The organism is Polaribacter sp. (genome assembly GCF_965656025.1).
Classification (GTDB): Bacteria; Bacteroidota; Bacteroidia; order Flavobacteriales; family Flavobacteriaceae; genus Polaribacter.
This window is the reverse complement of the sequence record NZ_CBFHJT010000035.1, coordinates 1-11,580: the sequence shown is the minus strand read 5'-3', so window position 1 is coordinate 11,580 and position 11,580 is coordinate 1. Positions and strand designations below refer to the sequence as shown.

General features: G+C 29.5%; 13 protein-coding genes. 8 read left to right on the top strand and 5 right to left on the bottom strand.

Annotated features, from left to right (window positions below; translation table 11 throughout):
- On the bottom strand, positions 1 to 1,431 hold a 1,431-nt coding region (locus ACTG3S_RS08265; protein WP_439128882.1), incomplete at its 3' end, for an LON peptidase substrate-binding domain-containing protein.
- A 166-nt stretch (positions 1,432 to 1,597) separates the two neighbouring features.
- On the opposite strand from ACTG3S_RS08265, the gene ttcA reads away from it, so the two are divergent.
- The 5 genes from ttcA (at position 1,598) to ACTG3S_RS08240 (ending at position 5,421) form a co-directional block, all read left to right on the top strand.
- A complete protein-coding gene (gene ttcA, locus ACTG3S_RS08260; RefSeq protein ID WP_439128881.1) occupies positions 1,598 to 2,392 on the top strand; it encodes a tRNA 2-thiocytidine(32) synthetase TtcA in 795 nt (264 codons plus the stop codon).
- A gap of 115 nt (positions 2,393 to 2,507) precedes the next feature.
- On the top strand, positions 2,508 to 3,077 hold the full coding sequence (locus ACTG3S_RS08255) for an RNA polymerase sigma factor (protein WP_439128880.1): 570 nt from the start codon (positions 2,508 to 2,510) through the stop codon (positions 3,075 to 3,077).
- On the top strand, positions 3,067 to 3,591 hold the full coding sequence (locus ACTG3S_RS08250) for a hypothetical protein (protein WP_439128879.1): 525 nt from the start codon (positions 3,067 to 3,069) through the stop codon (positions 3,589 to 3,591). The genes ACTG3S_RS08255 and ACTG3S_RS08250 overlap by 11 nt, the downstream gene beginning before the upstream one ends.
- Entirely contained in the window at positions 3,575 to 4,654 is a 1,080-nt protein-coding gene (locus tag ACTG3S_RS08245; protein WP_439128878.1) for a hypothetical protein, read from the top strand. The genes ACTG3S_RS08250 and ACTG3S_RS08245 overlap by 17 nt, the downstream gene beginning before the upstream one ends.
- Before the next feature lie 29 nt (positions 4,655 to 4,683).
- Positions 4,684 to 5,421: a head GIN domain-containing protein gene (locus ACTG3S_RS08240; protein WP_439128877.1), complete on the top strand. Its 738-nt coding sequence runs from the start codon at positions 4,684 to 4,686 to the stop codon at positions 5,419 to 5,421.
- Positions 5,422 to 5,495: 74 nt separating this feature from the next.
- Here the strand turns inward: ACTG3S_RS08240 and ACTG3S_RS08235 are convergent, their stop codons facing one another.
- Both ACTG3S_RS08235 and ACTG3S_RS08230 read right to left on the bottom strand, forming a co-directional pair.
- Positions 5,496 to 6,671, bottom strand: coding sequence for a GlmU family protein (locus ACTG3S_RS08235; RefSeq protein WP_439128876.1), 1,176 nt, complete (start codon positions 6,669 to 6,671; stop codon positions 5,496 to 5,498).
- Between the two features lie 100 nt (positions 6,672 to 6,771).
- Positions 6,772 to 7,545, bottom strand: coding sequence for a choice-of-anchor V domain-containing protein (locus ACTG3S_RS08230; protein WP_439128875.1), 774 nt, complete (start codon positions 7,543 to 7,545; stop codon positions 6,772 to 6,774).
- A gap of 219 nt (positions 7,546 to 7,764) precedes the next feature.
- On the opposite strand from ACTG3S_RS08230, the gene ACTG3S_RS08225 reads away from it, so the two are divergent.
- The 3 genes from ACTG3S_RS08225 to ACTG3S_RS08215 all read left to right on the top strand — a co-directional run bounded on the left by ACTG3S_RS08225 (position 7,765) and on the right by ACTG3S_RS08215 (position 9,729).
- Positions 7,765 to 8,148 carry a 6-phosphogluconate dehydrogenase gene (locus ACTG3S_RS08225; RefSeq protein WP_439128874.1) on the top strand — a complete coding sequence of 128 codons (384 nt, stop codon included), beginning with the start codon at positions 7,765 to 7,767 and terminating at the stop codon, positions 8,146 to 8,148.
- Positions 8,141 to 8,692: an acyl-CoA thioesterase gene (locus tag ACTG3S_RS08220; RefSeq protein WP_439128873.1), complete on the top strand. Its 552-nt coding sequence runs from the start codon at positions 8,141 to 8,143 to the stop codon at positions 8,690 to 8,692. Before ACTG3S_RS08225 ends, ACTG3S_RS08220 begins: the two co-directional genes overlap by 8 nt.
- A 260-nt stretch (positions 8,693 to 8,952) precedes the next feature.
- On the top strand, positions 8,953 to 9,729 hold the full coding sequence (locus tag ACTG3S_RS08215; protein ID WP_439128872.1) for a hypothetical protein: 777 nt from the start codon (positions 8,953 to 8,955) through the stop codon (positions 9,727 to 9,729).
- Here ACTG3S_RS08215 and ACTG3S_RS08210 read toward each other — a convergent pair.
- Both ACTG3S_RS08210 and ACTG3S_RS08205 read right to left on the bottom strand, forming a co-directional pair.
- Entirely contained in the window at positions 9,726 to 10,697 is a 972-nt protein-coding gene (locus tag ACTG3S_RS08210) for a Gfo/Idh/MocA family protein (RefSeq protein WP_439128871.1), read from the bottom strand. The two genes, ACTG3S_RS08215 and ACTG3S_RS08210, sit on opposite strands and share 4 nt — an antisense overlap.
- 3 nt (positions 10,698 to 10,700) lie before the next feature.
- Positions 10,701 to 11,580 (bottom strand): sodium:solute symporter family transporter (locus ACTG3S_RS08205; protein WP_439128870.1); only part of this gene is annotated, 880 nt, incomplete at its 5' end.

Here is an 11,580-nt window from a genome sequence, read left to right as displayed (position 1 = left end):
AGGATCTCCTTGATGACTTTGACCCAATTTATCGATTTCATCCAACACAAAAACAGGATTCGAACTTTCTGCCTTTTTTAAATTCTGAATTAAACGCCCAGGCATTGCACCAATATACGTTTTTCTATGTCCTCTTATTTCTGCTTCATCTCTTAAACCACCTAAAGACATGCGCACATATTTACGACCTAAAGCTTCTGCAACAGATTTACCTAAAGATGTTTTACCAACTCCCGGAGGTCCATATAAACAGATGATTGGAGATTTCATATCATTTCTCAGTTTTAAAACTGCTAAATGCTCTATAATACGTTCCTTTACTTTTTCTAAACCAAAATGATCTCTATCTAAAATTTTAGTGGCTCTTTTTAAATCAAAAATATCCTCAGTATATTCTCCCCAAGGCAATTCTAGTAACAATTCTAAATAACTTCTTTGTACGCCATATTCTGCCATTTGCGGATTCATGCGTTTTAAACGATTTAACTCTTTTGTAAAAGTTTCGTTTACTTCTTTTGTCCACTTTTTAGTTTTGGCTTTTTTACGCATTTCCTCTAACTCTTGGTCATTAGAAACACCACCTAACTCTTCTTGTATGGTTTTTAATTGTTGATTTAAGTAATACTCACGTTGTTGTTGGTCTAAATCTTCTCTAGTTTTAGATTGTATATCGTTACGTAATTTTAATTTTTGAAGCTCTTTATTTAAATTCTTTAAAGCTAATAATGCACGTTCTTTTAAATTATCTTTTTCTAAAATAACTTGTTTTTGTGTTACACTTAAATCCATATTAGAGGATATAAAGTTCACTAAAAAAGAATTCGATTTAATGTTTTTAATTGCGAAAGAGGCCTCTGTAGGCAGCATTGGGTTTTCTTTAATTACCTCTAAAGCTTGCTCTTTTATCGATTCTATAATTGCTTCAAACTCTTTTTCGTCCTCTATAAGTCTATCTTCAAAAGACTCTTTTACAGTAGCTTTTAGATACGGTTTTTCTTGAACTACAGTATCAATTTCAAAACGTTTTTTACCCTGTATAATAACAGTTGTGTTACCGTCTGGCATTTTTAAAACACGAAGTATTTGAGCGACAACTCCTGTTTTATGAATATCATTTAAACTAGGTTCTTCTACTTCTTCGTTTTTTTGAGCTACTACCCCAATAACTTTATCGCCTTTGTTAGCATCTTTAATAAGCTGTATAGATTTGTCTCTACCCGCTGTAATTGGTATTACTACACCAGGAAATAAAACTGTATTTCTTAAGGGTAAAATTGGTAAAGTTGCAGGTACACTTTCATTGTTTATAATTTCTTCATCTTCTGGGGTCATTAAAGGTATTAACTCAGAATCTTCATTCAGCATACTATTTAACGACAAATTGTCTATACGTATTCTTTTTGGTTTACTCATCTTCTTTATATCTGTCATACTGACATTGATTTTCTCTTTCAAAAAAAACAACATCAATTTCATTAAAATTAAAATATTGATTTTCAATACATTAAAAATCAAAACCATTACTATCTTACCTTATTAAAACAATTGTTATGCCAAAGGATTTTATAATAACATCCTAAATATTATTTTTGCGCTTATGGAGACAAAAAAGCAAACCACAAAAAAATTACAACGTTCTGTTGCCAAAGCTATAGATCAATTTGGTATGATAGAAAATGGAGATAAAATTATGGTTTGTCTTTCTGGCGGAAAAGATAGCTACACCTTATTAGATATGATGTTGTATTTTAAAAAAGTAGCTCCAATTTATTTTGATGTTATTGCTGTTAATTTAGACCAAAAACAACCAGGTTTTCCTGAAGATGTGCTGCCAAAATATCTAAGCAATTTAGAAGTTGATTTTAAAATTATAGAAAAAAACACCTACAAAGTAGTAATGGATAAAACGCCTGAAGGTAAAACTACTTGTAGCTTATGTTCTAGATTAAGAAGAGGAACTTTGTACGAGGCTGCTAGAAATTTAGGTTGCAATAAGTTAGCTTTAGGTCATCATAGAAATGATATTATCGAAACTTTTTTGCTCAACTTTTTCTTTGCTGGCAAACTAGAAACTATGCCGCCAAAATTTGTAAACGACCAAGGTGATTTGGTGGTTTTAAGACCTTTGGCTTTGTGCAAAGAAAGTGATATAGAAACCTATGCAACAGCAATGGGTTTTCCAATAATTCCTTGTAATTTATGTGGTTCTCAAGAAAATTTACAACGTAAAAAGGTAAAAGAAATGATTGCCAATTGGGAGCAGGATTTCCCGAATAGAAGTGCTGTAATGTTGAATGCCTTACAAAACGTATACCCATCTCATTTATTAGATAATAACTTATACGATTTTACAAACTTAGAAAGTAAAATTTTAGAAAATTCAACCAATTAAATTGCATTTTCAGATAAAATGCTACTTAAGGTGTTTCCCTAAAAAAGTTTACTTTTATTTTTAGAAAAGTGTCACAATTAAAAAAACACTTTGTCTCTAGTATAGAAACGTTTTATTGGAAACAAATCAACCACATATAACCAACCTTATAGAACGCTGCAAAAAAGAAGATAAAAATGCGCAGTTAGAATTGTACAAATGCTATTACGTGGCTATGTACAATGCAGCTCATCGTATTTTAAAAGATAATTTTGAAGCAGAAGATATTATGCAAGAGGCTTTTTTAGCCGCTTTTACTAAAATATATATGTACAAAGGTGAAGTAACTTTTGGGGCTTGGTTAAAGAGAATTGTTATCAATAAAAGTTTAACGCAGTTAAAGAAAAACAACAGGTATTCTGAGGTTAAAATGGAAGTAATTCCGACTGAAGATGAAGTAGATGAAACCATCGATTACCAAGGTTTAAAAGCAAGTAAAGTATATGATTGCCTGCAAAGTTTAAAAGAAAACTACAGAATGGTTTTAAACTTACATTTAATAGAAGGCTATGATTATGAAGAGATTGCACAAATTTTAAACTATACTAACGAAAATGTAAGAACAACAGTTTCTAGAGCAAAAAAGAAATTAAAGCAAGTAATACTTGCCAATAACACAATACAAACATCTATTTATGGAAGATAAATTACATCAATTTTTTTCTGAAAATAATTTCGATTTAGAAAAACCTCATTCAGGACATTTAAAACGTTTTGAACAAAAGTTAAACGCACCTAAAAAACAGCAAAAAACTTCTTGGAAATGGTTAAGTGTAGCAGCTTCTGTTGTTTTAGTATTGGTTTTTTGGTTAGGCAATAATCATCAAAAGGGACAAATAGATTTGGCAGATGTTTCTCCTAAAATGGAAGAAGTGCAAGACTATTTTGTGTCCACCATTCATCAAGAATTAAAAACCTTAGAAAAAAATAGAAATTTAGAAACAGAAACGATTATAGAAAATGCTTTAGACGAACTAGAAGAGTTAGAAGAAAGCTACAAAGTTTTTGTTGCTGAACTTACTAAAAATGGCAAGCAAAGAAGAATTATTAGCGCTATGATTAAAAATTATCAAAGACGTTTAGACATTTTAGAAAGAACCTTAAAACAAATAGACCAAATTAGAAACCCAAAATTTTTAGAAGATGAAATTTATATATAAAATTACCATACTTACCTTCTTTATTCCCTTACTTACTTTTGGGAATACAGATAAAAAGAAACACGAAAAAACCAAAACTATTAAAAAAGAATTTAGCGTAAACGCAGATGCAAAAGTAGCTATTAATAATAGATATGGAGATTTAAACATTACTACTTGGAACAAAAATCGGGTAGAAATTGAAGTGCAAATAACTGTAAAAGGTGATGATTTAGATGATGTAGAAAACAAACTAGAAGCCATACAAATTAATTTTAACGCAAATAGTAATTTAGTTGAAGCTGAAACAATTATAGAAAAAAGACGAAGCAATTGGTCTTGGTGGGGCAATAACAAAAACATTAGTTATAAAATAAATTACATTGTTAAAATGCCAAAGTCTAATGATGTAAATTTAAATAACGATTATGGTAGTATTTATTTGGGTGATTTAGATGGTGATGCATCAATTAACTGCGATTATGGTAAAATTGCTGTAGGCGAACTATCATCAAACGATAATAACATCAATTTAGATTACTGCTCTTCATCTTCTATAAAAAGAATAAAAGAAGGCTCTATAAATATTGATTATTCTAAACTAACCATAGATAATTCAGAAAGAATTAAATTAAATGCAGATTATTCTACCGTAAAATTTGACAAAGCAGGTGTAATCGATTTTAACCAAGATTATGGTGCTATTTCTGTAAATGATGTTGCACATATTGATGGAAACTCAGATTACGTAACCATGCGTTTTGGTACGGTTAGAGAAAGTTTAACTGTAGATACAGAATATGGCTCTTTAATCATTAAAAATTTAAAAAGCACTTTTGATAAAATCGATATTGATGCACAATATACAGGTGTTAGAATTGGCGTAGAAAGAGGTATCAACTTTAATTTTGAAATTGATTTACAGTACAGCAGTTTTAAGAGAGATAATGACAATATAGAGTTCTACAAAAGTATTTCTAAATCTACTAAAAAGTATTACGAAGGTAAATATGGAAAAGAAAATTCGAATGCAAGCCTAAGGATAAACTCACAATATGGTAGTGTTAGAATTGAAGAAAACTAATTTTAGAAACAATCAAAAAAAAAACAAAAATGATGACAAAAAAAATACTTTTAGCCAGTTTATTTATTGCTTTTTCTTTCTCTTTAAACGCACAAGGTTGGTGGGGAAATAACAAAAAAATAAAGGGAAATGGAAACGTAATTACAGAAAAAAGAACAACTTCTGATTATGATGCCATTGCCGTTGGCGGCTCTTTTGATGTAGTTTTGGTAAAAGGAAAAGAAGGGAATATTACTTTGAAAGGAGAGGAAAACATTATCCCTTTAATAGAAACAGAAATTAGTGGTGGTACTTTAAAAATAAACTACAAAAAAAACACCAATGTTAGAACTACAAAAAGAATGGTAGTTACGGTAACTGTAAGAGAAATAGAAAGTATTGCTTTGGGTGGTTCTGGTAATATAACAAGTAAAACAGCTCTTAAATCAGACGATTTTAGTGTTAGTTTAGGTGGTTCTGGTAATATTGAATTAGATATAGATACTGACGAAACCAATGTAAATATTGGTGGTTCTGGAAACATCGATTTAAAAGGAACAACCAACAATTTAAAATGTGCTATTGCTGGTTCGGGTAGCATTAGAGCTTATGATTTATCTACAAGTGAAATAAATGCAACCATTGCTGGCTCTGGTAGTGTGAAAGCAACCGTAAAAAATAAAATTAAAGCAAATTTAATTGGTTCTGGTAGTCTATATTACAAAGGAAACCCTAAACATGTAGACAGCAAGTCTATTGGTTCTGGTAGTATTGTAGAAAGGAATTAATTTCATTTAAACCACACAAAAAAAGCTGTAAAATCAGATGATTTTACAGCTTTTTTTAGTTTTAGAAAAACAGACTAAAAATTTCTATATTGTTTTGTTTCTTCAAAAACATGATCTAGTATTTTTTTATCAACATCACTAAAAAGTAAACTTCTACGTTTTAAAACAGCTGTGGCAACTTCGTATACTTTATTCATTTGAAAAACGGTAAAACCAGCAGAACCACCCCAACTATAAGAAGGGATAAAATTTCTTGGAAAACCACCACCAAAAATATTGGCACTTACACCTACAACTGTTCCTGTATTAAACATGGTATTGATACCACATTTAGAATGATCGCCCATCATTAAACCACAAAATTGTAAACCTGTTTTTGCAAAACGATTGGTTTCGTAACTCCATAATTTTACTTCAGCATAATTATTTTTTAAATTAGAGTTATTCGTATCCGCACCTAAATTGCACCATTCTCCAAGAACGGAATTACCCAAGTAACCGTCATGACCTTTACTAGAATAGCCAAAAATAACAGAATTACTTACCTCACCTCCTATTTTAGAAAATGGACCAATCGTAGTGTCTTTGTATATTTTTGCGCCCATTTTAACTACAGCATTATTACACATCGCAAAAGGACCTCTAATGGCTGCTCCATCCATAATTAAAGCATCTTTACCAATGTAAATAGGGCCTTCTGATGCGTTTAATGTAGAAAAAACAATTTCTGCTCCTGGTTCTATAAAAATATTTTCTTTGTTTAAAACTGCAATTCCTTTTGGTATGGGTTCAGATTTTCTGTCTTCTGTAAGTAAGTTAAAATCTTCTTGGATAGCTTTTCCGTTAAATGTAAAAATATCCCAAGTATTTTTAATTTGAATAATTTCTTCTTCAAACTCTATTTGTGTATAGGTATCAAAATCTACTTCTTCTTGAGAATCTGTGGTGTAAAATGCAATAACATCTTCTCCTTTAAAAATAGCTTCCTTTTCAGATAAGTTTTTTACTTTTTCTACCAAAGATTTTGTTGGACAAAAAGAAGCGTTTATCAGGATGTTTTTATCCAACTCTACCATTGGATATTTTTCTTCTAAATAAGCCTCAGTAATAGTTGTGGTAGTCAATCCCAAATATTTCTCCCACTTTTCTCTTATGGTTAAAATACCAATTCTAATATCTGCAACTGGTCTTGTGTACGTAAATGGTAATAAAGCTTGCCTAACATCACTATCAAATAAAATATAATTCATTTTTTTTTCTTTTTAGAAGAGATACAAACTTACTTAAAAAACATAAAAAAACCGATTGTTTTCAATACAATCGGTTTTAAAATCAAGAATTAAAAGATTATTAATTTTTAATAAATTTCTGACTTCCTATTTTATTACCTGCTATGACCTTTAAGATATAAACACCTTTACTCAGATTATTTACATCAATTTTAGTATCTGTATTGCTTATATTTTTAGAAAGTGCTAATCTACCCAAGTAATCGTATAATGCAACAGAGGCTTTTTCTACGCTAGAAGGTAGTTGAATGTTTATATTTTCTGTTGCTGGGTTTGGAAACAAATCAAAATCTAGGCGTTTTGCTTCTGAAATACTTAAAGATGAAAAAGTTGTAGATGCTGTTACTGTTTGGTCTGCACCGTCAAAAGCATTTCCATTTCCATTAGCCGCATTTACAGCTGTATAAAAAGTTACTCTACCTAAATCTGTTGTAGGAGATTTCCATGTAAAAGACCAATCTCCACTTGAAGATGGTGAAGAATGGGTAATTCTATCTCCACTAACTTTAGAACCATTTCCCGATGAAAATGAACCGATTTTAGTATCAGAAGCATTTTCTGCAACTAACTGAAAACCATGGGTAGATGAACTAGATGTTGTATTTACTGTAATTGTATAATCTGTATTAAGCTCATAACCTGTTACAGGTATGTTTGTAGAAATATCTACTGAAGCATTAAAATCACCTCCATTATGACAAGATGCACAGGTGTTTCCTCCGTCTCCAGGCGACCCAGATCTTCCATCTGATCTACCTCCAGAACTTGACATCAATAAAAATGCTGATACTGGAATTGCTAATAATAAGAATTTAAAAATGTAGTTTTTTTTCATGGTTTTAAGTTTAATTTATGTTGATATTTATTGATTGTCTTTCCTTTTTTTGTGTTATTTAACTTTATCAAATAATTGATATTACTCCTTTCAAAAAAACAATAAATACCTATTTTATAAAATAAAAATGAGCTCAAAGGGAAAAAAAAGGCTTAAAAGGGAAAAATAAATGCTGAAAAAATTTGCTTTAGCTATTATTAAGATTTGTATTTTTGAAAAATGAAAAAAATTATTGGTGTTTTAGTTAGTACCGCAATTATATTAACGGTATTGTACTATTTGTTTATTTATTTTATCACTTATAGCACAGGAGTGCGTTCTGGTGAACTAATTAAAATAAGTAGAAAAGGGGTTTTGGTTAAAACTTGGGAAGGTGAAATTAGCCAAGGTATTTCTGGCGCTCAAATATTTACTTTTTCTGTGGAAGACAAAAACAAACAGGTTATAAATGACTTGCAAAAATATCAAGGAAAATATGTAAAACTGAATTACAAAGAACGTTATGCTACTTTCTTTTGGTTGGGAGACACCAAGTATTTTGTCACAAAAGTAACCCAAGAAGACTCGCCACATTTTAGAAGCAAAAACCATACAGATGACTAAAAAATTTAAAAGCATTAAAGAATCACAGCTAACAATTACAGAGTTAATGTTGCCCTCTAATTCTAATTTTAGTGGAAAAATTCATGGTGGTTATATTTTAAATTTAATGGACCAAATAGCATTTGCTTGTGCCTCTAAACATTCTGCTAATTATTGTGTAACGGCTTCTGTAAATAAAGTAGATTTTTTAAATCCTATAGAGGTTGGCGAATTGGTTACTTTAAAAGCTTCTGTAAATTATACAGGTAGAACCTCTATGGTAGTAGGTTTAAGAGTAGAGTCTGAAAATATAAGAACAGGCGAAACCAAACACTGTAACTCTTCTTATTTTACCATGGTTGCAAAAGATAGCAATGGTATAAGTACGCCTGTACCTGGCCTTATTTTAACTAACAAACAAGAAATTAGACGTTTTACAAGATCTATAGTTAGGCAAAGTGAGGGTAAAAACAGAACGTCTAGATTTAGCAGTAACGTTTTTAAAACAGATGACTATATTAAGTTGTTAAAAGAAAGCAATTCTAAAATAGAATTGAAAAATTAATATTCTAACCCTTCATTTTTTTAAATTAGGGTTTAAATTTTAGTATTTTTTTTACTTTTGACAAAATCGATGATATGAAAAAAAACTTGTTAAACTTCGTTTTTTTAATTTTCTCTTTCTGCTTATACTCTCAAAGTATAGGAGATATTTTTGTGAATATAGATAATCTTGACAAAAAAGGGTACATCAAATCTCAAAAAAAACTCTTAACACAAATAGCAGAAACTAAATCTATTAGAAGGGAAATATATTCTGAAAGAATGGCTAAAAATGCTTTAAACGCAAAATATTTGCTTACAAAAGCTTACGATAAAACAGTTGCTTATAAAAATAAAGTAATAAGCAAAAGTTATTATAATAAAGTATCTTCTAAAGTTTCTTATTTAAAAAAATACATAGATGCTTCTATTGAAAACTGTAATACAATAAAATACTACAGCAATAAAATTGCTGCTAATTACAAATCGAAAAATAATAGCGATTATTTTTATAAAATTCAAAATGCTCATAACAATCTAGTGAAAAACAGAAAAAAAGCAAGAGATAAGCTTTTTGAAATTTCTTCTTTAGAATCAGCTGAAAGTTATTATGAATCTGAAAAAAAGAGAAAGCTTCAGGTAAAAAAAATTCTAGAAAACAACAAAATACTTGAAAATAAACTTAGTCCTGAGGAAAAAGTCAGTGATGCTAAAGAATATATCAATTCAAACTCTACTTTAACAGAAGTTGATAAACTTTTAAAGGTTGCTTATCCTCATCAGCATAAATCATTAACCTATAAAAATGATTCTTTAATACAGGTAAGTAAATTTGGAAGAAGAACAATAAGACCCAGAGATATAGATATTAGTAGTTTTAAAGTAATTAAAGAAACAAATAATTATAAAGTTATTATTAAATGTAAAGGTAATGTTAAGTGTATGAATGCTGAATGGGGTAAGTACGATAGTTTTAGTATGGACATAACAACTAAAACATATGCAGAAGAATTTATTCCAAAATTTAAAAAACTTCTCTATTCTTTAGGTTATAACTAATATTCTAAACCTATTAAATACCTAACTTTATCTAAAGTTTTTATCAATTTTTCAGAAAATTCAAAAGTCATCACATCACTTTCTTTTTTTTCATCTCTAATTAATTGATTAAAGTGTTCTGTTTCGAAATTATAACCAATAGTTTTGTAGCCAAAATCTATGGTTTCTTCTTTATTATCTATAATTATAGTAACTGTAGAAGGTTGATGAAACATCGTATTAACTCTTACAATAGCATCGTTAAAAGTAAAAATAGCTTCTGTAGGTGTTTCTTTAATTAATGTACTTTTTAAGTAGGCTTTTGCATTGCCATAATCAAAAAACATATTACATTCTGAGTCTGCTCCATTCTCAAAAAAAGTAGCATTTGCAACTATATCTAAAGGATTACCTAAAGTTGATAAGGCTACAAAAATGGGATAAATACCGATATCTAATAAAGAACCTCCTCCTACTTCTTTTTTAAACAACCTACTTTTTGTATCATAAGGTCTAGAGAAACCAAAATCTGCCTTTAGTTCTTTTAAATCACCATATTTTTTTGTTTTAAAAATATTTAAAACATATTGATAGTGAGGTAAAAAGTAGGTCCATAAAGCTTCCATTAACAACACATTATTTTCTTTGGCTACTGCAATCATTTCTTGTACTTCTTGCAAATTCATTGCAAAAGGTTTTTCACATAAAACCGCTTTTTTGTTTTGCAAACAAAGTATAGAATGCGCTTTATGAAAACTATGTGGAGTTGCAATATATACAGCATCAACGCCTGAATCTTTTGCTAATTTCTCATAAGAATCATATGCTTTTTTTGAATGATATTTTTTTGCAAATTCATCTGCCTTTTCTTGACTTCTAGAAGCCACAGCGACTAATTCTGCATTTTCTATGGTTGCTAAATCTGTTGCAAATTTATTGGCTATGCTTCCAAGACCAATTATACCCCATTTAATAGTTTTCTCCTTCATCATTTAATTTTTTCTAATATTTTCTAAATCTTCTAGATTATTTTTAGTTGGAATAACTGTTTGCAAAATCATCGCAATTGCCATTACCAAAGCACACCCTAATAAATTTAACCATAAATAAGGCAACCAATCTAAAAAATAGACCGCTACAATAATGGTTTGAGTTATTAAAGCTGCTATAAAAACAGCATTTCCTCTTACAAATTTTATAAAAAATGCCAATAGAAAAATACCTAAAACATTTCCATAAAAAATAGATCCAATAATATTTACTAATTGTATTAAATTATCGAATAAATTGGCAATACAAGCTACAGAAATAGCTATAATACCCCAAGCTAACGTAAACCATTTAGAGGCTTTTACAAAGTGTTCTTCTGTCTTATCTTCTTTTACATTTCTCTTGTACAAATCCATAGCAGTAGTACTTGCTAAAGCATTTAATTCAGATGCTGTAGAAGACATGGCTGCAGATAAAATTACTGCCAACAAAAGGCCAATTAAACCTCTTGGTAAATTGTTTAGAATAAAATGAATAAATACATAATCTTTATCATTAGACTCAATTTTTTTTAAAAGATTTGCTGCATCTATTTTGTCTATAATTTCTTTAGCTTCTTTTTTTACTTGCAAATCTGCAGCATTTAATTGCTGTACCATTTGTTTTTCATTCGCTTGAAAACCGTTGGCAAATATTGCTTTCTTTGTTTTTTCTATTTCTCTATGCCTACTTTCTAACTTACTATATTCTCTGGAGTATTTAGATTTTTTAATCTCATCATTTGCATCTGGATTAAAATTTAAAGGTGCAGGATTAAATTGATAAAAAACAAAAACCATCACACCAATCAATAAAATAAAAAACTGCATAGGTACTTTTAAT